Genomic DNA, 22,289 nt, shown 5'->3' with positions numbered 1-22,289 from the left:
CTGCCTGAACGATTATCGGGATCGAATCCTCAGGGAGGTGTTGCGATGGCCGCCAGCAAGGGGAAAAGACCACAACTCGCGATCATGAACGCCGTGCACGATCTACCGGTGCTGGTCGCGCGCGACAAAGGCTTTTTTCGCGACGAAGGGCTGGATATTGAGTTCGTAACCACGCCGGGCATGGCGCAGGTCAGCACTTCCCATCTAGTCAAGTTCGATTCGGTCTTCGATCGTCCGCTGGATTCGGTCTACAACGAGGGCGGCATCGATCAGTATCGGATGTGCGAATGGGGCATCATGAAGCGCGCGGTGGAGGCCGAATGCGAAGGGCGGCGCGGGCGCAAAATCGTGGCCCTGGGCGCTGCGATGTCATCCTTTGCGATCGTCGTCACGCGCGATTCCAAGATTTACGAGCCCGAGCAGCTCAAGGACAAACCCATCGCGGTCACACCCAACAACGGCTCCCATTTCACCACGCTCAAGATGATCGAGGGCTTCCTAACACCCGAGCATGTGAAGGTTACCAACGCCGGCTCGATGCTGCAGCGCTTGGAGGCCTTGCGCCAGGGCAAAGTCGCCGCCGTCAGCCTGATGGAGCCCTGGATCAGTTATGCCCACAAGCAGGGCTTGCGCATTTTGATCGAGTCTCATTCCAGCCGCAGCGAGGCGGCCAGCGACGATCTCGATGGCAAGACGCTGGCAGCGATGTTTCGCGCCCAAGCCCACGCGGTCGAAGTCCTGGAGAAAGACCCCACCCCCTATCTGCACTACCTGACGCAGGAGACCGGCGGCTTACTTCAACCCAACGAGTTGCAAGCGTGGCGCCTGCTCAACGCTCCGCCCGCGCCATACACTCGCGAGCGTTTTGAAGACACCTACAATTGGACCGTCAAGTGGAATATGACCGTGCCCGGCGCGACTTACGAAACCGTGGTCGATAATCGCGCTTGGAGTTAGGCCGCAGCAGCACGGTTTCAGATGCCTCAAGTAGCACGGGCGGTAGCCTGTGCTTCCTGTACCTTCGATTAGCTAGTCACACGGTAGTTAGCTCTGCTGGCCGGCTGCGGTGGCACGGTCCAGAAACTCCAACAGCTTGGGAATGATCGTGTTCTCGGATTGTTGAGCCACCGGGAGATCGTGATACTGCGCCCCGGGAATGCATTCTTCGAGATAGCGCGCCGCCGAAGTGGCATGCGCGGCGTCCCGCCCGGGAACGATATAAGCGGGGATATTATCCAGCCCCATCAACTCTTCGGGCTCGGCACCGGGCGCGGTATCGCGATCGAATAGCGCCCGCATCATACCGCTTAAAATGAGCTTGTAGCGGTCCAAATTCTGGCTGGCATAAGCCGCAGCAAACACTGGGTCGTGCTTGATTACCGAGGCCCACGGCCCGCCACGTGGATCGGCACCGAAGGGCTTGCCTTCCTGCCTTACCAGGTCCACCACCTGGGCCAGATCGTGGGTTTGCAAATAGCCGAGATGCTCGGCGAAACGCCGATGGCTGGAGATACGATATTGGGCACCGCCCACCGGCCAATAAAGTACCATGCTCAGAGTTGCTCGCGGATACATGGTGACAAAGGCAGTCACCGGACAGCATCCCATGCATCCACCCATGATATGAGCGCGCGCGATGCCCAGGTGCTCCAGCAAACCTTTGCCCTGGGCCGCGTAATGCGCCCAGGTGACGCGCTCTACCCGCCCGCCCGATTGGCCAGTTTCGCGCCGGTCGAACATGATGCAGGTATAGCGTCGGGGCAGATGCTCGAGCAGCTTGAGCTTGGGGTAGATGCCCTGGGTGCTCCATTTTTCCACCGTCGCGTCGAAGCCGCCGGGCGAATACATCAGGATAGGTGGGCCCGAGCCGACGATTTCATAGCGCGTCGCAATCCCGTCGATAACCGCGGTGGCCATCGCCATCAGCCCTTGATCTGGCGGCCCGCGCGCACGTCCTCGATCAGCGCGGTGAAAGCCTGCAGACTGGCCTTGGCGGTGTTGGTATAGGTCTCGGTAGTGGAATCCAGCCACTTCTCGCCGTAGCCGATCGCGGTATGGGCCAGGCGCACGCGGCCATCCAACCAAGGTCCCCCGCCAAAGCCACCGATTACCGGAATCGAGACCGCTTTGACTACTGCCGGTCCTACTACTGGGCCAGAATTGGTGAAATCGAGCATCGATGCGCCCGCGTCCTCCAACCGCCGTGCCTCATCTACCAGCTTGGCCGTCATCTCCGCCGAAGCCTGGGCGCTGGCCGAATTCTGCGCGGTGTAGGGCACGCCGTAGCGCAGCGCGGTTTGCGGAGTCAGCCCGAACTGAGCGAAGACCGGAATTCCGGCCCGCACCAGTGCGCGCACGCTGTCGGGAAAGTCGGCCGCGCCGTCAACTTTGATTAGGTCGGCACCGCCTTCTTTAACCAATCGAATGGCGGCCCGCAGCGCGCTCTCGACTCCCTCTTGCAGTGGGCCGAAGGGGAAGTCGCAACTGACCAGCGCCCGCTTGACCGCGCGCCGAACCGCCTTGCAGCACACCAGCATCTCATCCAGGGTGACGTCCAGCGGATTGTCACGCCCCCATAGATTGACACCCACCGAATCGCCCACCGAGATCAGATCGATTCCGGCGCGCTCGGCAATCCGCGCGAGTTGGTAGTCCCAGGCCACGATACCGGCGATTTTGCGCCCCTCGCGCTTCATTTGCTGCAAGGCAGGAATGGTAACGGCGGTGTCGTTCGATGCCATCGGGTTCCTCTGAAGCCAGTTTGCCGGCCGGCCCAAAGAGCTTCAGCGCGGCGGCACTGCCGGAAAATTACGCGACCCCGCTCTCGCTTTCAACGGTCTTCGCTTCAGTCCACCGTGACCACTCGTTTGAGAACGACGCGGTAGCTGGACCGCTTCAAGGAGGCGGGTGCGAGAACATTGCGCCGTCTAGCAGGTTGCGCCAGCAATCGCATAATCTTAGAGCCGATCATCATCTTGGAAGCGGACGCCGATGAGTAGATCGATTGTCGCCACCAATTTTCTCGTTTGTATCTGCCTGATCGCGATTTCGCCGGCACGCGCCGGTGCGCAAGCGCCGGCTCCTGGGGCAGTCCTCATCGTGATGCTGGGAACCGGGACGCCGCAGCCCAATCCCGATCGCCAGGGACCCTCGCTGGCGATTGTTGCCGGGGGCCGGGCCTACATCGTGGATGCGGGCGCGGGGGTGGTCCGTCGAGCCTCGGCAGCTTTGCTGGAGGGGATAGCCGAGCTTCGCCCCGACCGCTTGGGGATCGCCTTTCTGACCCACCTGCACTCCGATCATACTATCGGCCTGCCCGATTTGATCCTCACCCCGTGGGTCTTGGGCCGCTCCCGAGCACTTGCGTTGTACGGCCCCGCGGGCACCAGCGCGATGGCTGCCAACCTGCTCCGAGCTTACGCGCAGGATATCGACGTGCGAATCCACGGCCTGGAACACGCCAATCCCACCGGTTATCGGGTCGCCGCTCACGACATTGAACCCGGGCTGGTCTATCAAGACGCCAACGTCAAAGTGATCGCGTTTGCCGTACAACACGGTTCGTGGAAAGAAGCGCTGGGCTACCGCTTCGAGGCGCGGGGCAAGACGATCGTGATTTCGGGAGACACGCGCCCCAGCGATAACGTGATCAAGGCATGCAACGGCTGCGACGTGCTTATTCACGAGGCCTATTCGGGCCAGACCCCGCCCGTGCCCTTGGATACGACTCGATGGCGCGCCTACTTAGCGGCGTTTCACACCTCGGCCGAGCAACTCGGCGAATTGGCGCAACGCGCGCGACCCAAGATGGTCGTGCTGACACACACGATGCCATTTGCAGGCTCAAGCGGTGCTCAATTGGTGGCTGAGGTCAAGCAACATTATACGGGCCCGGTGATTTGGCCGCGCGACCTCGACGTCATCGCCCCTTGACCGCCTGATAGCCGGCAGGAAGCAACACAGCATTTGCCGGCGACAGGCATCATCGTTGCCGCGGCTTGAATGCTGTGATTGTCTCGTAAACCCGCTCAGATCCGGCGCCGCCCGTCATCCCGAGCGAAGTGAGCAAGCGCTATTGGAGGCGAAGGATTTTCCTGCAACCTTCCACAGGCTTGCGCCATCACATCGGCAATGCACCTCGACTGACGCGGCTAAAAGCCGAGACTCGCTCAGCTTCCTGTAGCGATCTTCTCCTGGTAGACCAGAATTTCGACTCGACGGTTGTCTCGCCGCCCGCGCAAGGTACGGTTACTGGCAATCGGCTTGCTCGCTCCGTAGGAGACTGCACGAATTTGCATCGGATCAACGCCTTCCTTGTCCACCAGGTATCCGGCCACCCTCTCGGCTCGCCGTTGTCCCAGTTCGTAGTTGTAGTCTTCCGTCCCCACGTTGTCGGTATATCCGGCAACCACGAACAGGCGTCCCGATTCGGAGCCTGCCGATTGCGGCAGGTCTTGAACGAAGCTATCGATCGCGCGCTTAGCCTGACCGGTCAAGGCCGCGGACCCGAAAGCGAAGTTCGGCCCGTGTTGCGAATCCAAGACCAGCCGCCGCTCAAGGTGGAGATTTTGCAATTCGGTGAGGGCTCGGTCAGCCTTGGCGTCGGTGTCGTGCAACTGGGATTCCTGCCGCCCTATCTGGTCAGTGAGCGGATCGATCTTATTGTCAACCCAGCTGCGAGTAGCGATACATCCGCTGGCGGTGAATACCAAGATCGCGCCCGCGAGGATCCCGCCCCCGAGTCCAAGGCTATACCGCAAAGGAACATTCTCCCCGTTTGTGCCTGTGCGCCGCGCGAGATTGGAAACGCGCAGCAAGGCGGTTAGCTTTTTTTTGACGTCCCAGCGTTTGTGGTTTGTTGGCATTCGGTTTTTATCCTCGAATGGCGTTCTATTCGAGCCCATATCTGCCAATTAGCAAACGACGTGCCTTAGCTACAAAAAGGGAATTCACAAGCAAATTAAGCAGCTCCACTTCGGAAAGGTTGGAGCTTCTACAAAAAAGACCTGAAAATTCTACAGAACCGAATAGATTTACTCGCCTAGCGTGCGGACCGCCCCTGCTCTTGGAGCGTTTGCGAGAACGCAGGCGTGCCCTGGGGCCATCGATATTTGGTGAGCCGTGCGGGACTTGAACCCGCGACCCTCTGATTAAAAGTCAGATGCTCTACCACCTGAGCTAACGGCTCATTCCAACGCAGAGTTAATCAGTTTACGGGCTTTAACGCGCCCCGCAAGAGTATCGGTCCCGATCCCCGCACGCGGCGGTAGCTTCCCGCGACTGGCGCCCACCCGCCGCTCGCGCCACTCGCAGTGGAAATTCCCCCATAAGGGGCCTATTTCAGCGCCGCGCGCAGGCGGGCGGCCAAGGCCCGCGCCTGGGTCGCGCTCAACCCTTCGTCATCCACGAAATCGCGCGAGGGGATATAGCGGCGGCTGGGGCCGATGCGCGCCCACACCCAGATCTGGCGATTGGGCGCCACCAGCGCGCCTAACTCACGCAAAACGTCGTGCTTGTATTCGCCACCGCTCTCCACCGCCGCCGCGGCCAGCTCTAGTTGCTCGGCCAGATAGCGAACCTCATCGGGCGGCATCGCGCGCAGGTTCGGGATGTAATAGGTGCGCCCCTTCTGCTCGAAGCCGTGTGCGGGCCGGCCTAAACGTAGATAGCCCCGGTCGTTGACGATCTCGAGCATCGCGAAGTCTTGTTCTTTCATCGTCACGGACCTCCCGGCTGCTGCTTTGAATTTGGCCGGTGCGCGTCGCGATAATATCGTGCAACCGGCGCGCCTCAATAGCAGGTTCTCCAATCGCAAGGTTAGAAAACTATTACATCGACTACCTTCCATGTGCCAACGTGACTGGTCGGCGGTTGCGACTGACTTGCGTTCAACGGCGGTCATGTGCGCGTTAGCTTAGGGAGCCTGTCTTGGCGAACAGGTGCGCCATCGCGAGAATTTAGTGGACTGTAACAGGCGAATCGAAAGTGATTCTGGAAATGGGTCACGATAGAACCACTTGATTGGTCGAAAGTGACGGTTGTGCAGGCGGGTATAGCGCATGAGCTTGCGTGCGAGGTCGTTAACCGAGGTGAAAATGCTGCGGGCAATTCCCTAGCGTTCGATTTTAGAGAACCAAATTGCGACGTGGTTGAACCACGGGGAATAGTTTCGAGGTGAAGTGCAGGTGTGGGCGCTGAGAAACTCCTTGACCCTGCGGTTTTTGCGGCTGGAAACAAAGTGAGAACGAAATCGCCAACGCTTTTGGGCGGTCCCAAATGCCGTTATTTTACTAATATTTCTTGGTGCGAGAGGGGGGACTTGAACCCCCACGAGCTTGCGCTCACAAGGTCCTGAGCCTTGCGCGTCTGCCATTCCGCCACTCTCGCCGGGAGGGCCGAGGCCCGGTCCCAAGCGCGCGCCGCGCGCTTGGGACCGGGAACTGACAGGATTAGCGGTCCGCGCGGCTCAATTCAAGTTACCCGGGCCCTCCGGTTGCCGGGGCGGGGCGGGGACGTTGAGCGGCGCCCTCGCCTGGGTCACACTGCGAACATCAAGCTGGTGAAAATCTCGATAATAATCGCCACTCATCGTCGGCCCCATTCCCTGGCGCGGCTGCTGGAATCGCTATACCGCCAGGCCCGCCCCGATCATCATGAGCTGCTGGTGGCCGAAAACGGCACCCCACAACCCACTACGACGGCGCCGACCCCAATTGCGCTTCAACATCTTCACGATCCCCGCCCGGGCAAATGCCGGGTGCAGAACCAGGCCATCAAGCGGGCGCGCGGCGAAATAATCGTCTGCCTGGACGACGACCTTTTCGCCGCTCCCGATTATCTCGCCCAAGTCGAGGCATTCTTTAACTCCTGTCCTCAGTTCGCGGCGATGAAGGGACGTATCCTGCCCGCCCGGCCGCCCGCCAGCGTGGTCGGACCGATGGCGGCCTACCTCGATCTGCCGATCGTCGATCATGGCTTGGAGATTCGTTCGGTACATGGCGTGCTGGGCGCCAACATGGGCTTTCGCCGCGAGGTCTTCGAGCGCTTGGGAGGCTTCGACGAGCGGCTGGGACCGGGCGCCTGCGGCCACGAAGAGGAAACCGAATTTTCCTCGCGGATGCGCGCGGCTGGGCTGCAGATCGGCTACGCACCGGGCGCTTTAGTCTACCACGAGGTCGAGGCTGAACGCGCCAACCGCGCCCGCTTTCTGCGGGTGGCCCGCGAGCGGGGCCGATGCCGGATGTTGCACGAAGCCCACGGCTGGCCCGAAGTGCTGGCCGATACCGCGCTGGCCGCGATGCGGCTTACATTGGCCCGGGCGCTACCCCTGGGCATGGAGCGACTTGCGCGCGCGGAGAAGCGGATGGCCACGGCGCTGGGGATGATTGACGGATTACGCCGGCCTCGCGTTTAAACCATGACCGCGGCGACTTTCTTTAAACAGGAGATCCAAGCAAGACGTAAAAAGACATGACTTGAAGACAGTCGAGGTGGTGCTGAAAATTTGACCCTCTCCACTTCAGCTTTTCGTGGATTTATCGAAAAGCGCGGCCAATTGTTCGCCGTAGCGCTGCCACGTGAATCGTTCCGCCGTCAGCCGGGCATCCGCTCGCAGCTCGGGCGCCACGGCCAACAACCCGCTCAGACGGCGCGCCAGCTCCTCGGGTTGTCTAGGATCAGGAACCACGAACTCTTGCCAGGTCGCGGGCAGAACCTCGGTCGCGCCGCATTGAGCGCTCAAGAGCACCGGCAAACCTGCCGCCATCGCTTCAAGCGCAACGTTGCCGAAGGCTTCGAACAGTGAGGGCAGTACCAGCACATCAGCGGCGGCGAGCAGATCTGGGACGTCCTGACGGGGCCCCAGCCATCGCAGCCGCGAGGCGATCCCAAGGGCCCGGGCGCGTGCCTGAAAATTGCCCGCTCGGCGGTCAGCGCCAACTACTACCAGGACGGTTTGCGAGGCTATCAGCGGCCACGCGTCCAGCAGACATCCCATCCCTTTGCGAGCAAATCCGCTGCCGACAAAAATCGCCACCTTGGAGTCGGGATCGAGTTGCAAGGCAGCACGTACTTCGCGCCGGCGCTTTGCAGTGGCGGGCTGAAAGCGATCCAGATCGACGCCGTTGTAAACTGGCGTCAAACGGCCCGGATCAAGGCTGAAGCAGCGCTGCAGGTCGTTGGCCACCAGGCGCGAGATCGCCGCCACCGCGCCCAGCCGCGGCGAATGAAACGCGCCGGCGTCCATCAGGCATTGGGCGCGATGGTAGGGGCTGAGCGCGCGGAGCACGCTTTGGCCGCGCGAATCCCATTGGCGAGCGGCCTGCAAATAGCTGCGATGCGCCCCTCCCTCGCATCGGATCAGGTCAGCTCCGATCGCGCGGCCGAAGCTGAGCGTTAGTTCGGCGCCGCCAGCGCGGGCGGCGCGTGCGGCCAGCAGGCCGAAACCCAGCACCTCCAGGGTGCGCGATCCCAGCGCGGCGGCAGGCAGGCGGCTGACCTCGATTCCACGCCAGCGCGGACTCGCCCGGCGGGCGGCATAGATGTGTAGGCGATGGCCGCTCGCCTGAAGAAATTCGACCGCGGCGACCAAGTCGCGCTCGGTTCCACCGCCGCCAGGATTGAAACGGCGCGCCAGCACTGCGATTCGCATCAGTGGCCGCCTTCGCGCCGACTGCGCGCGCCCCCAGGTTGTGCTAAGGTAAGTGGCGGCGGCAAGGTGAGGCGATGATCGAAGTCCAATGTCCCAGTTGTCAAACGCGCTATCGGCTTGACGAGGGGGCACTGCCCCAGGAAAACCCGACCTTCAAATGCTCGCGCTGCGGCCATGTCTTCAGCAGCGAGCCACGCGCCGCCAGTGGGCCGACCCCGCCCTTACCGCAACCTGCGCAGGCCAAGTCACCGTCGATTGCAGCGGCTGCCTCCGAGCCGCCGCGAGATGACAACCCCCTGGCCCGTTCATTCGCGGAGACCGACCTCAAAGTCCCGGAAAATCTCAGCTTCGACTTCAGCGACGACTCGGCCGACGATCATCATCTGGGCGAGAGCGACGAGCCCACCCTGGCCGACGATCCGCGCGAGCACTGGCAGGTGGGCGAAACCGCGGATCCGCCAGCTGCTCCATCCAGCGCGCTCCGCCCGCGAGCCCGGGCCCGCGGGCGCGCGCACAAGCCTGCGGCAGCGCTGGCCGGAGACGAGGAGGATGGCGCGCAGACCCGCCAGCAAGCTGGCCCGCTTCATTCCAGTGGCTTCTTCCTCCTGCTCTTTGCGCTGGCGGTAATGGCCTACGCGGTGCTGACTCTGCTGTTGGGAGTGGCGCCGGCGGCCAGCCGGGCATGGCTGGCACAATTGCCGGTGATCGGGACCGAATTCCAGGACCATCCGACGTTGGAGAGCCAAGTCAAGCTGGACGAGGTGCATGTCGCGTATCGCCAGCTGGATAACCATCGGTTGGCTTTGGTAGTTAACGGGAGCGCGCACAACCACAGCTCCGACGCCCTGCATACGATCGAAGTCGCCGTTAATCTGGTAGACGGCCAGCGGCACAGCGTGGCTGGCCAGCAGGTATTTTGCGGCAATCTGCTCTCGGCGCGTTTCGCCACCGAGATGACGCCGCACGAGCTGCAATTTTTTCAAAAACTTGCGCCGCGAAATTTTATTCTGCCCAGCGGCGCGAGCGCGCCCTTTATGGCGGTCTTCGTCGATCCACCGGCCCAAGCGCGCGGCGTGGTGCTGGCTGTGGTCCGCGCCGAACCGCCCGCGGTCGCTGGCGAGCCCGGACTCTGATGGCCGAACTATTCCTTGTCCTCCTGTTCTTCGGCCACCAATTCTTCGTACTCATCGCTGTCAAGCAAATCGTCCAATTCGGCGGTATCGCCGATCTTGATCTTGATCAACCAGCCGTCGCCGTAAGGATCTTCGTTGATAATCTCGGGACTTTCGGGCAACTCCTGGTTGACCTCGACCACCGTACCGCTGATCGGGGCGTAAATATCCGAGGCAGCCTTGACCGATTCGATCACGCCGAAGGCATCATCCTTGCTGATCTTGTCGCCCACGCCCGGTAATTCCACGAATACAATTTCACCCAACTGGTCCTGGGCAAAGTCAGTGATACCAATGGTAGCCACCGAGTCTTCGGCCGCGACCCATTCGTGCTCTTTGGAATATTTAAGGCCCGCGGGGATCTCCATAACCTCCCTCCGAAACACACGGCGGCGCCTAAGCGCCGCGCTCCATACCAAGCGCATTTGCTCGCGCGCAATGTCATCAAGCGCGGCCGTAACGTCGTTGTCAAGGTCTCAACCATCTCGGGCTGACACCCTTACGCGCACGAACAATACGCCGGACACATGTCAATCACCCGCCACCGCGGTGTGGTCGCAGGTGGCGCTCTTAACGGGCGCGTAAACGGCCTGTCCTGGTCACCATAATGGAGAGCCAATGATAGTTGGAATACCGCGCGAAATTAAAGTTGACGAAAATCGGGTAGCGCTGACTCCGGCCGGCGTCGGCGCCTTGTGCGCGCATGGCCACAGTGTACTGGTCGAGCGCGGTGCGGGAGTTGGCAGCGGGTTGGACGATCGTGCCTTTCGCGCCGCCGGCGCGCGTATCATGCCTTCGGCGGCGGCGCTGTGGCGCGCCGCCAATCTGATTCTCAAGGTCAAGGAGCTGCTTCCCGCTGAATTTCCCTACCTGCGGCCGGATCTGATCGTTTTCACCTACCTTCATCTGGCGGCCAATCCCGAGCTCGCACGCGCCCTGCTCGCCAGCCGCTCCAGCGCGCTGGGCTACGAAACCGTGCAACTAGAAGATCGCAGCCTACCCCTGCTGGCCCCCATGAGCGAAGTCGCCGGGCGGCTGGCGATACAAGCTGGCGCCTGGTGCCTGCAGGCGCAAAACGGTGGTCGCGGCGTACTGCTCAGCGGCGCCTCCGGCGTGCGCCCCGGGCGGGTACTGGTCCTGGGCGCCGGAATCGCGGGGGCCAACGCTAGCCAAGTCGCGGTCGGAGTGGGGGCGGAGGTTACGGTAATGGACATAAGCGCGCCCAGACTGCGCTATCTGCACGACATCTTGGGCGGCCATCTCAACACCTTGATGTCTAATCGCGCCGCCCTGGAGGAGGAGATCAGCCAAGCAGATCTGGTTATCGGCGCGGTGCTGGTCCCCGGTGCGCGCGCCCCTCGGCTGATTACGCGTGCGATGGTCGCGCGAATGAAGCCGGGCGCGGCGCTGGTGGATCTATCGATCGATCAGGGCGGGACCTCGGAGACCTCACGTCCTACCACCCATGAGCAGCCCATCTATCGCTATCATGACGTGGTCCATTACTGCGTCACCAATATGCCGGCCGCGGTCCCTCACACCTCCACCTACGCGCTGACCAACGCAACCCTCTCCTATGCCCTGGAGATCGCCGACCAAGGGGTGCTTAAGGCCTGCCAACAGAACCAAGCCTTGCGCGCCGGCCTTAACATTTTCGACGGCCACGTCGTCCATCCCGCGGTTGCCCAAGCCCTGGGTGTCGAACCCCGTTCGCCCTGGTCCTGATGACCACCTTGGTAGGCGCTGTCTGTTACGACCGGTCATTTGCGCTATGGCCCGAGTGATTTCGAGGCACCGGGCCTATGCGCTTTGCGCGGCACGCTCACGCCGACGCCCGCCCTGGCGCAAGGGGCGGCGACCGGGACACAAGCCGCTTTGCGGCTTGCCCAACCACTGCGAGAGGCGAATTTCGCGGCGTGTATCACCTTGCACCGGTGCATGTTTCTCCAACGCCCGCAGCAGTTGGCGCCCTTCGATCCCGAGCAAATCGCACAGGTTGAGATAGGAGTAGATACCCTGGCGGCTGGGCGAACGCATCCAATAAGCGACTTCATCGAAGCGCAGCCGGGCCTTGCGCGAACGCGCCTCGCGATATTTCAGATAGCACGCTACCGCATCCGCCAGTACGGCGAAGGCCAAGCGATGCTCGCCATCATTAGAACACGTACCGCGGCCGTACAGATCATAATACTGTTCAGGCAGGACAATCCCGCCCTCGAAGTTAACCGGCAGCAGCTCGTCCAGCCGCGCCACCGCTTCCCGAGTTACCAATTCTTCATTCATGCTTGCGCTCCAATCTGCCAAGCGGCGGAGAAATCTCGTCAGGCCTCCGGTGGTTTGCTCAGCAAGCTATGCTGCCGACTTCTTTCGCAAAAACCGGGCCGCGGTCTGGGGTTGAAATACCTACGAGATCTGCAACCGAATCTTGAGCCAGCAAGCGGACTTGGTAATTTTTACGCGCAAGTACGCGCCGCGGGCTATCCACCCGCCCCGGCTTTCGAACTTACTGCCCGCCCTCCGCGTTCGCGATAGATTAAAGCCAACCTGAACGGCGTCTAACTATTCAGACCTCAAACTATTCGGAAAGGATAAAGCCAATGCGAACGATTCAGGCAGGTTGTTTTTTGGTCGTGCTTCTAATCGTTAGTCTGGGCGTGGCGGCGCAGAGCGCCCACGCTTGGCCGTCAGCGCTAACGCCCGCACCAGAGGCGCACGAAGGCGGGTTGTGGTTGGTGACCAGCCATCCCGTGACGGGGCTGTGGGAAGGCACCACGCGCGCCTACTGCGGCGCCTTAACCAAGCCCGATCGCTGCAACGCGGTCCAGAAAATCACCCTCCAGCTGCGCCAGACCTCGCCCACGAGCTTTACCGGGACCTATAGCTGCGCGTATGGAAACATGGTCTGCTTGCAGGACATGCAGCACGGCAAGGTGATCTCGGGCGATCTCGACTCCAGCCGGACCACCTTTCGCATCTACTTACCAATCGGCATAACCTGCATGTACAATGGCCAGCTCACCAATGCTAAAGGCTCGGGTGAGTATTCGTGCACCAACGGGGGAACCACCTACTTGGAGCAAGGGATGTGGCAGGTGAACAAGGAGCAGTGACGCCCTGGGCCAACCCGGCGTGATCGGAAATGAAGCGGGGGAACCGTGACGTTCCCCCGCTTGGAAGTTGCAGCGGCTTAGGAGCGGCCCACCTCGCGCCAATCGGCTTGGGGCGAAATCACCGCGTCCTGTGCCTCCATCACACCCCACGCGACCTCGGTGTCAAGGCCATGGGCCGGCTCACCTTTCATGAAGCGGCGCACCGCCTCCAGCAGTAGACGGCGGCCGCGGTTGACCGAGGTGTCGCTGGAGCCCAGATACTCTTTGGAGCGATCGACGATCGGGCCCTGGGAGACGGCCACCGAGTAGTCCTCGAAGCGCAGAAACGGCATACCGGCCCAACTACCTTCCTTCATGCGCTCGCGGTTCTGGTTCCAGCGGTTGTCGATATTACCCAGACCTTCCGCGCTATTGTCCAAGTTGGCCGGGGCGTTGGTGGGAAAATTGCCCACCGGGCGGGTAAAGTTATACCAGACGTCCCACTGCGCGGAGTGATAATCGTCCACCGGCACCGAGATAGTCAGCAGATGGTCGTCCTTGCGGCTGCCCATCGGAATGAACGAGTACCAAGGCACCGCATAGTCTCGCACCCGCACATAATGCTGGCCATCGGGCATCTTGCGCACCGCCGCCTCGCGATAGCCGTAGGGCTGAGGATCGAACACAAAGCGCGGACCAGTATCCTTGGTGGCGTTGCCACCGCGCAGCCAATCGCGATGCAGAATGCCGACGTGGGCCGAGTCCAATTGTCCCTCCAGCCCCTGAAACCAGTTGCATTCGATCACCCCCAACGACACCCGCACATGGTCGGCCGGCAGATCCATGAAATTGAACCGAGGAAACTGCGAGGGTTCGTGATCGGCCAGGAACACGAACACGATGCCTCCGCCTTCGCGGGCCGGATAGCGCCGCAGCCGGGTTTTGCCGATAAGCTCGGCACGCCGCTCAGGTCGCTCGGTGGGGACCTCCAGCAACTGGCCCTCCATACCTAGCTTCCATCCGTGATAGGCACAGCGCAAACCGTCGCCTTCGTTGCGGGCCAAGGCCAGCGAGGTCCCGCGATGAGGGCAGGCCTCGTCGTAGCATCCAAGCCGTCCGTCGGCGGCGCGAAAGAGCACAAAGTCTTCGCCCAACAAGCGCACTCGTCGCGGCGCACCGCCCGCTGGCAGCGCGGCCGAGCGCATCGCCGGCACCCAATACTCCCGCATGAATCGGCCCATCGGGCTATCGGGACCAACTCGACACAACAACTCGTTGTCTTCTGTCTTAAGCATCAGGCTCTCTCCTGAATTGTGCAGTTCACGGGCCAGGAACCTTCATGCCATAAATACACAAGTCATATATAACCCTTTGTGCTCGCGGTTGACAGAACCGAGGGCTCTTAAAAATCACCCCGCGCGGTGGGCCATTTGGTATTGGAAGCACCCCGGGAGCATCCTGGAGACCAGCATGAGCGAGCGCATAAAGAGCTCGGGCCGGCAGCCACCCTCGTCCCGGCTGGGCAAATCCGTGATCGGCCCTTACGGCACCGCCCCGGTGAGGTTGCTCGGCGCCCAGCCCGACCGCCTGAAGGATCTCTACTACTATTTGCTCAGCACCTCGTGGCCGCGGCTCATTTTGCTCATGAGCACAGCGTTTGTTGGAGTAAACCTACTCTTTGCGCTGGGTTACTGGGGATGCGGCGGGATCGACAACGCTCGCCCCGGCTCGTACCTGGACGCCTTCTTTTTCAGCGTTCAAACCATGGCCACCATCGGCTATGGCCAACTGGCGCCTCGCTCACTCCCGACCAACCTGCTGGTCACGGTCCAAGCCTTCCTGGCCCTGATCTCACTGGCCCTGATGACCGGCCTGACCTTCGCTAAATTCTCGCTGCCCAGCGCGCGGGTGCGCTTTAGCCAGGTCATGGTTATCTGCCCGCACAATGGCCGCCTGTGCCTGATGTTTCGGATGTCGAACCTGCGCCTAAATCAAATCGTCGAAGCACGGGCCAACGTCGCGATGGTACGCACGATCCTGACGACCGAACAACAACAGTTCCGGGCCGTAACCGATCTGGCGCTGGAGCGTTATTTAAACCCGGTCTTTTCTCTAACCTGGACCGCAATCCATCCGATTACCGCGGATAGCCCGCTGGCCGGCGCCACACCCGAGAGCCTGGCCCACGCCGACACCGCGTTCGTAGTCTCGCTCACCGGACTGGATGGCACCGTGATGAATAATGTCCACGTCCGTCATACCTATGGCGCCAATGATATTCGTTGGAACAGCCGCTTTGTGGATGTCCTGCATTTTCACCCCGACGGCACTTCCACCATTGACGTCAGTCGTCTGGACGACGTAGTCGCGCTATAGATTCGCGCGCCATCGCGACGGTGCCGTGCTCAATGGCACCGCCGCGATGGTGTTTGGGGTTCTTAACCAGCGGCTAATCTTGTCCGTAAGCCTTCAGCGCCCCAGGCGGCGTGGCCAGCGGCACCATCTGCGCGATCTGAGCCTGTAGCAATGCGCGCAGCTTGTTGTCGATCTGGAAGAAGCGCGTGGTCTTAATCGGTCCAAGAGCGGCACGAAACTTGGGTATAAACCGCTTTTGCACGTTCAGGCGGTCCTGCGCAATCGCCATTACTTCGTCGAGCTTCTGCGTGGCCTGAGCGTCGGTGAGCGAGGTGGCGTTTTTGGAAAACTCGCGAACCTCTTGGACGTGGCGCAGTTCGATCTTATCCATCGCCGCTTCGTACTGATTGTAAAGCGGCCAGAACGTGGCCTCCTCCTTTTTGTTCAGGAGCATGTTTTCGCCGAACACCGCCTTGCGTTCGGCCTTGGCCGCTTTCCAGTCCAGTTGGCGCTGGGTCATCGGCGCGGGGCTGGCGGGAGTCGAAGCGAGCTGATCCTGGGCGCCCGCGGGCGGCGCCAGCATCGTGCCTGAGACCAGCGCGCACGCAGCCAAAGCTATCAATTTTTGCGATAGGTTCAATCTATATTCTCCTAACGAGCTGAGTTATGCCCTATAAACCGCCTCGCGCCAATCAGTCAAGTCCGGCCTGCGAGGGCTACCCAATCACGAGCGCAAGGCCCGCGCCGCCGAGCGGCCAGCCAGACGGCCGTACACCGACCCCGCCGTCAAGCCACTGCCTCCGGGGTAGTTGAAGTAAAATAGGCCGCCTACCAGTTCACCCGCCGCGTACAAGCCTGTAATCGGCACCCCATCAGTGTTGATCACTCGCCCCTCGTCATCGATATGCAAACCGCCAAAGGTGAAGGTGATACCGCAGGTCACGGCATAGGCCTCGAATGGTGGCGTATCAATCGGATTGGCCCAGTTATGCTTGTCGATCGCCAGGCCCTGAGTGGCACGGCCGTCCTTAATGTTGGGATTGAAGGGAATATCCTGGCGTACAGCGCCGTTATAAGCCCTGACTTCGGCCAGGAAGCCGGCCGGATCCACGTCCTCCAATTTTCCCGCCAGCTGCTCCAGGCTGTCGGCGCTGACCCGCGTCACCCGCTTGATGCGGTACTCGTCGCGCAGCAGCCCGCTCACCTTGCGATCGAAGATCTGCCAAGCGAAGTGGCCGGGCTGCTCCAGGATGGCGCGGCCATAGCGGGCGTAGGTATAATTGCGGAAGTCAGCCCCTTCGTCTACGAACCGTCGGCCGCGACTGTTGACCATGATTCCAAAGGGATAGCTGTGCTTCTGAAACGCGTCGCCTACGCTTAGATCGCCGAAGTCGGGCGCGTTGCGATCCCAGCCCACGGCGTGGCAGCCCGACCAGTTGCCCCAGGGCATCGCGCCCACCTCCAGCGCCATCAAGATCCCGTCCCCAGTGTTGAAGCGGCTGCCGCGCACCTTGGCCAGGTCCCAGCCCGGCCCCAGATAGCGGGTGCGCATTTCCGCGTTGGCCTCGAAACCGCCGCAGGCCAGCACGACGGCGCGCGTCTGCACCGCGAGATGGCGACCTTGGAAGCGGACCATGACGCCATGCACGCCATGTTCGTCATGGATCAACTCCAGCGCGCGCGCTTGGTACATGACCGTGATTCCGGCACGCTCGGCGGCGGCATAAAGCGCTTCGATCAATCCCGGCCCGCCGCCCCAGGCCTCTACCGTCAACCCGCCCCAGAACTTGAAGCGGCCGTCGATTTTAAAGGCTTGGCGGCCGTAGATGGGCGCAAAGCGTATACCTTGGCTCCGCAGCCAAAGCAAAGTATCCAAGCTGTGATTGACCAGCGTCTCGGCCATCGCCGGATTGGTCCGGTACTGGGTGACGCGACACAGGTCGTCATAAAATTGATCGGCCGAATAGGTCCCGAAATCGGTCTGGCTGAGTTCCTCGGCGCTCAGATCGGGCATCACACGCAACAAGTCGTCGACGCCGTCGTAGGCCACGCGCATCGCACCCGCGGTGAAGCGGCTGTTGCCCCCACGCTCGGCCGCCGGTGCGCATTCCAACACGATCACGCTGGCTCCGCTTTGACGGGCCGCCAAGGCCGCGCATAAAGCCGCGTTGCCGCCTCCCACCACCACCACGTCACAGCTCAGCGGTCCCGTCGATGCTACCGTCATGCCCTTTCCTCCATCCTAAGATCAGGCTGACCCAGCTTACCCTGCTAGTGTTTGCCGTCGCGTCGGCGCGATTGCAAGCGGCGCCTGACACGCCGCGCGCTGGTACGTCGATGGCTTAACCGTATCGCGCTTGATATGTCCCAGCCATGCAATTAAAGCTGGTGCAATGGCTACGGTAATCATCACGGGCGGCGCCGGCGGTCTGGGCACGGCGATTGGCCAGGCGCTTTTGGCGCGCGGCGACCGTGTCATCTCGTTCGATCTGAAGCCTGCGCACGCGGCCACCCGCAGCATCGAGTTGGATGTGACCCAGGAGGCCGAGATCGCGGCGGCGGTGTTGAAAGTTCATCGCGAATTTGACGATATCCAGGGGCTGGTCTGCGCGGCAGGAGTCGTGGCGGAAGCGCCGCTGGCCCAGCTCACGCTGACGCAATGGCATCGGGTGCTGGACGTTTCACTGACCAGCGCTTTTTTAGCCATCCGTGCGCTGCTACCCATGATGGAAGCGCGCAAACGAGGCAAAATCGTTGCCTTTTCTTCCGGTTACGGCCGCAAGGGCTACCGTCATGGCGCGGCTTACGCCGCCGCCAAGGCCGGGATCGAGGCCCTCATCAAGTCCACCGCGCTGGAATACGCCGGCCGCGGCGTAACCGCCAATGCGATTGCTCCCGGTCCAATCCAGACTCCGATGCTCGATCTGGTACCACGCGAGCGAGTCCGGGCGCTGGAAGAAGCGATCCCGATGGGCCGCGTCGGCCAGCCCAGCGACATAGCCGGCGCGGTGCTGTTTTTTCTCGATCCAGCCAGCGATTATATTAACGGCCAGGTTCTCCACATCAATGGTGGTCTTTTGATGCCATGAATAAGCCCGCGCACCCCTCTTGGGCAAGCTCCGAAATCGCGGCTTCCAACCTGGTCGACAACCGGGTCTATACCGATCCGCAGGTTTACCAGCAGGAGCTGCGCCGGCTGTTCGACCGCTGCTGGTTGTTTGCCTGCCACGAGAGCGAGCTTCCGCGCCCGGGCGACTATCTGACTACCTCGGTGGCGGAGTCGCCACTTTTGATCGTGCATGGCAAGGACGGGCAGATTCGCGCCTTCTACAACACCTGTCGCCATCGCGGCACCCAGCTAACTGCCGAGCGCTGCGGCCATGCCAGCACTTTTCGCTGTCCCTATCACGCGTGGGTCTATTCGCTGGAGGGCGATTTAATCGCGGTACCCGGCGAAGAGGCGTATGCCGGCAGTGGCTTCGACGCCAAGCAGCTACCACTGTTAGGCCTGCGCTGCGAGAGCATCTACGGCTTGATCTTTGTCAACGCCGATCCGGGAGCGCCCCCGCTGCGCCAATGGCTGGGGGAGGGAGTGATCGACAGCTTGGCCACGCCGCTTGACCAGGGTGAGTTCGAGGTCATCAAATACTACGGCTACGAGGTCGAAGTTAACTGGAAGATCTTCGCGGAAAACGTGCGCGACGGCTACCACGTCCCCTTCGTCCATCCTTTTTTCCGCCGCGCCAGTCCGCCCGGCCCCTACCATCTGTTCGAGCATGGCCACGCCGTGCAGCATCTAAAAATGGATCCGGTCGGGATGGGGCCCGAGCTGTGGGACAAGTTGCGCCGTTATCCACTGCCTGGAGTTAAAGAGGGGGCAGGCTACATTGTCACGCTGTTTCCCGACATCAATGTGATGCTGCGGTCCAGTATGATCTCCATCGATACTCAGCGCAGCTTGGGGCCGTGCCGGGTGCGGCTGGAAAGTCGCGTGCTAGGGCTTAAGAGCGACAGTGAAGAGATGCGCGAGCAGCGCCGCTTTCAGCACATGACTTGGTTCCTAGGCCCATTGGAACAGGAGGATCAGCCCGTCTTTCGCCTCCAGCAGGCCGGGGTTAGCGGTCGCGGCGTCCCCTTCAGCATCATTGCCCGCGGCTCCAATAGCAGCGTCGGCACCCGCGGCGACGACAACCGCCTGCGCAATTTTTGGGCGCAATGGCGCACGATGATGGGTACGCAATTCAACAGCCTGGAGTGATTCGACGCTCCCCGAGCGCACGTAAGCGGAAGGGCGGCACCGCCACGGGGTGTTCACCAACACAGGTGGGGCGCCATCGGCCACGCGGAGAAGAGGGGGGGTCAAAAATCTTGCGAGTTAACAAGTCCTTGGGTAGCTTGGAGAGCCAAAAATAGGGGTTCAGACTAATGCCAGCACGTTATGACCTTCGTGAGCAGCAAGAACTTATCGGCTCGTTGCAGCCGGCGATTCATCTGCCCCAAAACTGGAATTACGAGCTTAGCGCCCCTCTTTTCAAAGCCTACATGCACCCGCCCCACGATGTCGGCGGTCAGTTCGACGTTCCCGTCCAGTATGAGGAGAAGGAAGAGGAGCAATGGGAACTCGATACCTATGTGACCTGCGAAGTTTTGGGTTGGAAGGGTATTTGGAACTCCGAGGAAAGGCGACGTCGGGCGGATAACGACCTGGGCTATGCGCTCTATCTAGGCATCCCGTACTATGGGCGCTGGATCTTGGCGGCAGCGCGCATGCTGGTGGACAAAAACCATATTTCGCTGGTCGAATTAGTGGAAAAGATTGCGGAGGTCAAAGCGCGCAATGCCAAAAAGTAAATCCGCAAAAAAGCTCCCGCCTACCGCTGGTAAGGCCCGCTTCAACGTGGGCGACCGGGTTCGCGTCAAGGACCTCCCCAATCTGTTCTATAGCCGCACCCAGATGTATGTCCGCGGGATCGTGGGCACCGTCGCCGCTCATACCTACCAGGACGTCATCCCCGAGGATGAAGCTTTCAACCGAGATGGCCGATTGGAGCAGTACTATATCGTACGATTCCGACAGAAGGATCTTTGGCCTGAATATCCGTTCGACAACGACACGCTCCAGACCGAGTCCCCGGAGCGCTGGCTCGAGCCCGCGTGACCGCGCGGATTGAAGGAGGCAAATCTGTGAGCCATTCACACCAGCCGGGAGGCAGTGGCGAGCATCCCGCGGCGCCGATGGTGGAAGAAATCACCGACTTCGAGGTGCTCGAGATCGCGGTACGCGAACTCGCAATCGAACACGGCCTGTTTACCGCTGAAGATCATCGCAGGTTTACCGAGTGGGCCGAATCGATCGGACCGGCCGCCGGCTCTCGCTTGGTAGCCAAGGCTTGGACCGACCCGGCGTTCAAAGCGCGGCTGATGGAGGATGCGGTCAAGGCCTGTAAGGAGATCGGGATCGATTGGGCAGAGCCCACCGGCTTCGGCACCCCCAGCGATTACATGAACCTGCGTGTCCTCGAAGATACGCCGACCCTGCATCATGTCATCGTCTGCACGCTTTGCTCGTGCTACCCGCGCCCCTTGCTCGGCATGTCGCCCGAATGGTACCGCACCACTAACTACCGGCGCAGACTGGTTCGTTGGCCACGTCAGGTCCTCGCCGAGTTCGGTTTGATTCTTCCACCAGAGGTGGAGGTGCGGGTAGAGGACTCCAACCAGAAATGCCGCTTCATGGTCCTCCCGGTGCGACCCGAAGGCACCGAGAACTGGACCGAGGAACAGTTGGCAGAGATTGTCACGCGCGACTGTATGATTGGGGTCGCCCTGCCGCGCCCGGGCAGAACGGCAGACGTTCATCCAGTTCACAAGGCACGCCGGCCCGTCCAGGGCTCGGCTCATTCAGAGGCTGCGAATGAGCGCGAAAAGTGAAGTAGCGACCGAGCCTATCAAACTGCTTGAGGCGCTGCGCGACGAGCAGAAAACCTGGAGTGTACTCGCCCCGCGTTACGGGGTCACCAATCCCGATCCACCTTGGAAAACCAGTCTGGTGGCTCTGTGCGACTGCTTAGCCGCGAGCGGGGTGCTTCCCCCCGTGGAGCGGCGTCAAGCCGAAGATAAGCTGGTAGATTCGCTCTACAGCAATGTTCCCGCACCCGAGCGCCAACTGCTCGCGCTGGTTCACATCATGCTCAAGCAGGGTCTAGTAACCGAAAGTGAACTCGCCAGTCGCATGATCGCCGTTCGGGCGCGGCTTGAATCGGCATAGGTTTGAGGCGATGGGCGCCGACTGTAGCTGCCCACCGCAATCACAACAGGCGCAGGCCGGACCCGACAATGATCGAGATCGTCCCGACCCCCTCCGGGGTATTGGCATACGAACCTTTTGGTTTTACCAACTGCGTGCGCTTTCGCGACGTTCTCTACCTGTCGGGCATCTCGGCATTAGACCCCAAGGGTCAAGTCATCGGCCACGAGATCGAGACACAGACCATTCAGGCCTTTCGCAACATCGAGGAAATCTTACGCGCCGCGGGCAGCACTCTGGGCCAGCTCCTGCAGATGACCAGTTTCGTAGTGGATCTCGCCGCCAACGGCCAAAAATTCGTCGACACACGCAAGCGGATCCTCGGCACACCAACCTACACCAGCGCTACGATTGGGGTGTCCGCGCTGATGATTCCGGGCCTACTGCTGGAAATCCAGTGTTGCGCTGCAATGCCTTAAAGAGCCGTTCGCTGGCAAAGCTGCCCTGACCGTTATGCCACCCCGTTGCGGCCAATAGTTCTTCCCAATGGTCGCCTTGAGAAGGCCGCCAGCGACGCGATAGACTGAGGTCCAATGGCCCCCCAGGTAATCGATCAACGCGGTCGCGCGCTGGCTCGGCTGGCGCACGAGCGCATTCTGTTCGAGCGCCATCCCGGAGGCAAAATTGCAGTCTGCCTGATTTATCCCAACACCTATCCGCTGGCGATGGCGAACCTTGGTTTCCAAGCCGTTTACCGAATCTTCGACCAGGAGCCG

The 22,289-nt window shown here is 61.4% G+C and carries 25 protein-coding genes and 2 tRNA genes; 15 read left to right on the top strand and 12 right to left on the bottom strand.

The features are described 5' to 3' along the window. Positions 1 to 45: 45 nt before the first annotated feature. Positions 46 to 957: a hypothetical protein gene (locus tag VKV28_12160; GenBank protein HLH77551.1), complete on the top strand. Its 912-nt coding sequence runs from the start codon at positions 46 to 48 to the stop codon at positions 955 to 957. An 87-nt stretch (positions 958 to 1,044) separates the two neighbouring features. On the opposite strand, the gene VKV28_12155 is transcribed toward VKV28_12160, so the two are convergent. Together VKV28_12155 and VKV28_12150 are read right to left on the bottom strand one after the other, a co-directional pair. Further along, a complete protein-coding gene (locus VKV28_12155) occupies positions 1,045 to 1,917 on the bottom strand; it encodes an alpha/beta hydrolase (protein HLH77550.1) in 873 nt (290 codons plus the stop codon). Positions 1,918 to 1,922: 5 nt separating this feature from the next. After that, positions 1,923 to 2,741 (bottom strand): 3-methyl-2-oxobutanoate hydroxymethyltransferase, encoded by an 819-nt coding sequence (locus VKV28_12150; GenBank protein ID HLH77549.1) that lies wholly within the window; start codon positions 2,739 to 2,741, stop codon positions 1,923 to 1,925. A 250-nt stretch (positions 2,742 to 2,991) separates the two neighbouring features. Between VKV28_12150 and VKV28_12145 the strand changes: the two genes are divergently transcribed. Next, entirely contained in the window at positions 2,992 to 3,933 is a 942-nt protein-coding gene (locus VKV28_12145; protein HLH77548.1) for an MBL fold metallo-hydrolase, read from the top strand. A 236-nt stretch (positions 3,934 to 4,169) separates the two neighbouring features. Here VKV28_12145 and VKV28_12140 read toward each other — a convergent pair whose 3' ends face one another. The 4 genes from VKV28_12140 to VKV28_12125 form a co-directional block, all read right to left on the bottom strand. Beyond that, a complete protein-coding gene (locus tag VKV28_12140) occupies positions 4,170 to 4,760 on the bottom strand; it encodes an OmpA family protein (protein ID HLH77547.1) in 591 nt (196 codons plus the stop codon). A 352-nt stretch (positions 4,761 to 5,112) separates the two neighbouring features. Continuing rightward, positions 5,113 to 5,188, bottom strand: a tRNA-Lys gene (locus tag VKV28_12135). Positions 5,189 to 5,335: 147 nt separating this feature from the next. Further along, complete coding sequence (locus VKV28_12130) at positions 5,336 to 5,716, bottom strand: hypothetical protein (protein ID HLH77546.1); 381 nt, start codon at positions 5,714 to 5,716, stop codon at positions 5,336 to 5,338. Between the two features lie 585 nt (positions 5,717 to 6,301). Further along, positions 6,302 to 6,387 (bottom strand) — tRNA-Leu (locus VKV28_12125). A 172-nt stretch (positions 6,388 to 6,559) separates the two neighbouring features. Here VKV28_12125 and VKV28_12120 point away from each other — a divergent pair. After that, positions 6,560 to 7,414: a glycosyltransferase gene (locus tag VKV28_12120; GenBank protein HLH77545.1), complete on the top strand. Its 855-nt coding sequence runs from the start codon at positions 6,560 to 6,562 to the stop codon at positions 7,412 to 7,414. A gap of 105 nt (positions 7,415 to 7,519) precedes the next feature. Here VKV28_12120 and VKV28_12115 read toward each other — a convergent pair whose 3' ends face one another. Next, positions 7,520 to 8,650 (bottom strand): glycosyltransferase family 4 protein, encoded by a 1,131-nt coding sequence (locus VKV28_12115; protein ID HLH77544.1) that lies wholly within the window; start codon positions 8,648 to 8,650, stop codon positions 7,520 to 7,522. A gap of 74 nt (positions 8,651 to 8,724) precedes the next feature. Here VKV28_12115 and VKV28_12110 point away from each other — a divergent pair, with 74 nt between their 5' ends. Then, entirely contained in the window at positions 8,725 to 9,783 is a 1,059-nt protein-coding gene (locus tag VKV28_12110; GenBank protein HLH77543.1) for a DUF3426 domain-containing protein, read from the top strand. Between the two features lie 8 nt (positions 9,784 to 9,791). Here the strand turns inward: VKV28_12110 and gcvH are convergent, their stop codons facing one another. Beyond that, entirely contained in the window at positions 9,792 to 10,190 is a 399-nt protein-coding gene (gcvH, locus tag VKV28_12105; protein HLH77542.1) for a glycine cleavage system protein GcvH, read from the bottom strand. A 250-nt stretch (positions 10,191 to 10,440) separates the two neighbouring features. Here gcvH and ald point away from each other — a divergent pair, with 250 nt between their 5' ends. Further along, on the top strand, positions 10,441 to 11,547 hold the full coding sequence (ald, locus tag VKV28_12100) for an alanine dehydrogenase (GenBank protein HLH77541.1): 1,107 nt from the start codon (positions 10,441 to 10,443) through the stop codon (positions 11,545 to 11,547). A gap of 75 nt (positions 11,548 to 11,622) precedes the next feature. On the opposite strand, the gene VKV28_12095 is transcribed toward ald, so the two are convergent. Beyond that, a complete protein-coding gene (locus tag VKV28_12095; protein ID HLH77540.1) occupies positions 11,623 to 12,105 on the bottom strand; it encodes a hypothetical protein in 483 nt (160 codons plus the stop codon). A 314-nt stretch (positions 12,106 to 12,419) separates the two neighbouring features. Here VKV28_12095 and VKV28_12090 point away from each other — a divergent pair, with 314 nt between their 5' ends. After that, positions 12,420 to 12,932 carry a hypothetical protein gene (locus tag VKV28_12090; GenBank protein ID HLH77539.1) on the top strand — a complete coding sequence of 171 codons (513 nt, stop codon included), beginning with the start codon at positions 12,420 to 12,422 and terminating at the stop codon, positions 12,930 to 12,932. 77 nt (positions 12,933 to 13,009) lie between these two features. Here the strand turns inward: VKV28_12090 and VKV28_12085 are convergent, their stop codons facing one another. Then, positions 13,010 to 14,206 (bottom strand): Rieske 2Fe-2S domain-containing protein, encoded by a 1,197-nt coding sequence (locus tag VKV28_12085; protein HLH77538.1) that lies wholly within the window; start codon positions 14,204 to 14,206, stop codon positions 13,010 to 13,012. A 175-nt stretch (positions 14,207 to 14,381) separates the two neighbouring features. On the opposite strand from VKV28_12085, the gene VKV28_12080 reads away from it, so the two are divergent. Further along, positions 14,382 to 15,287, top strand: coding sequence for an ion channel (locus VKV28_12080; GenBank protein HLH77537.1), 906 nt, complete (start codon positions 14,382 to 14,384; stop codon positions 15,285 to 15,287). A 73-nt stretch (positions 15,288 to 15,360) separates the two neighbouring features. On the opposite strand, the gene VKV28_12075 is transcribed toward VKV28_12080, so the two are convergent. Together VKV28_12075 and tcuA are read right to left on the bottom strand one after the other, a co-directional pair. Continuing rightward, complete coding sequence (locus tag VKV28_12075; protein ID HLH77536.1) at positions 15,361 to 15,906, bottom strand: hypothetical protein; 546 nt, start codon at positions 15,904 to 15,906, stop codon at positions 15,361 to 15,363. An 84-nt stretch (positions 15,907 to 15,990) separates the two neighbouring features. After that, a complete protein-coding gene (gene tcuA / locus VKV28_12070) occupies positions 15,991 to 17,493 on the bottom strand; it encodes an FAD-dependent tricarballylate dehydrogenase TcuA (protein HLH77535.1) in 1,503 nt (500 codons plus the stop codon). A 166-nt stretch (positions 17,494 to 17,659) separates the two neighbouring features. On the opposite strand from tcuA, the gene VKV28_12065 reads away from it, so the two are divergent. The 8 genes from VKV28_12065 to VKV28_12030 all read left to right on the top strand — a co-directional run. Then, positions 17,660 to 18,355, top strand: a complete 696-nt coding sequence (locus VKV28_12065; GenBank protein HLH77534.1) for an SDR family NAD(P)-dependent oxidoreductase — start codon at positions 17,660 to 17,662, stop codon at positions 18,353 to 18,355. Then, positions 18,352 to 19,524, top strand: a complete 1,173-nt coding sequence (locus VKV28_12060; GenBank protein HLH77533.1) for an aromatic ring-hydroxylating dioxygenase subunit alpha — start codon at positions 18,352 to 18,354, stop codon at positions 19,522 to 19,524. The genes VKV28_12065 and VKV28_12060 overlap by 4 nt, the downstream gene beginning before the upstream one ends. 167 nt (positions 19,525 to 19,691) lie before the next feature. After that, positions 19,692 to 20,117, top strand: a complete 426-nt coding sequence (locus tag VKV28_12055; GenBank protein HLH77532.1) for a hypothetical protein — start codon at positions 19,692 to 19,694, stop codon at positions 20,115 to 20,117. Continuing rightward, complete coding sequence (locus VKV28_12050) at positions 20,104 to 20,424, top strand: SH3-like domain-containing protein (GenBank protein HLH77531.1); 321 nt, start codon at positions 20,104 to 20,106, stop codon at positions 20,422 to 20,424. Before VKV28_12055 ends, VKV28_12050 begins: the two co-directional genes overlap by 14 nt. Positions 20,425 to 20,450: 26 nt before the next feature. Next, on the top strand, positions 20,451 to 21,197 hold the full coding sequence (gene scnC, locus VKV28_12045) for a thiocyanate hydrolase subunit gamma (protein HLH77530.1): 747 nt from the start codon (positions 20,451 to 20,453) through the stop codon (positions 21,195 to 21,197). After that, positions 21,181 to 21,534: a hypothetical protein gene (locus VKV28_12040; protein HLH77529.1), complete on the top strand. Its 354-nt coding sequence runs from the start codon at positions 21,181 to 21,183 to the stop codon at positions 21,532 to 21,534. Before scnC ends, VKV28_12040 begins: the two co-directional genes overlap by 17 nt. A 68-nt stretch (positions 21,535 to 21,602) precedes the next feature. Then, entirely contained in the window at positions 21,603 to 21,992 is a 390-nt protein-coding gene (locus tag VKV28_12035) for a RidA family protein (GenBank protein ID HLH77528.1), read from the top strand. 114 nt (positions 21,993 to 22,106) lie between these two features. Continuing rightward, positions 22,107 to 22,289: hypothetical protein (locus VKV28_12030; protein ID HLH77527.1), on the top strand; the 183-nt coding region annotated here is incomplete at its 3' end.

The organism is Candidatus Binataceae bacterium (assembly GCA_035294265.1).
Classification (GTDB): Bacteria; Desulfobacterota; Binatia; order Binatales; family Binataceae; genus DATGLK01.
This window is presented reverse-complemented; position numbering and strand designations above follow the sequence as displayed.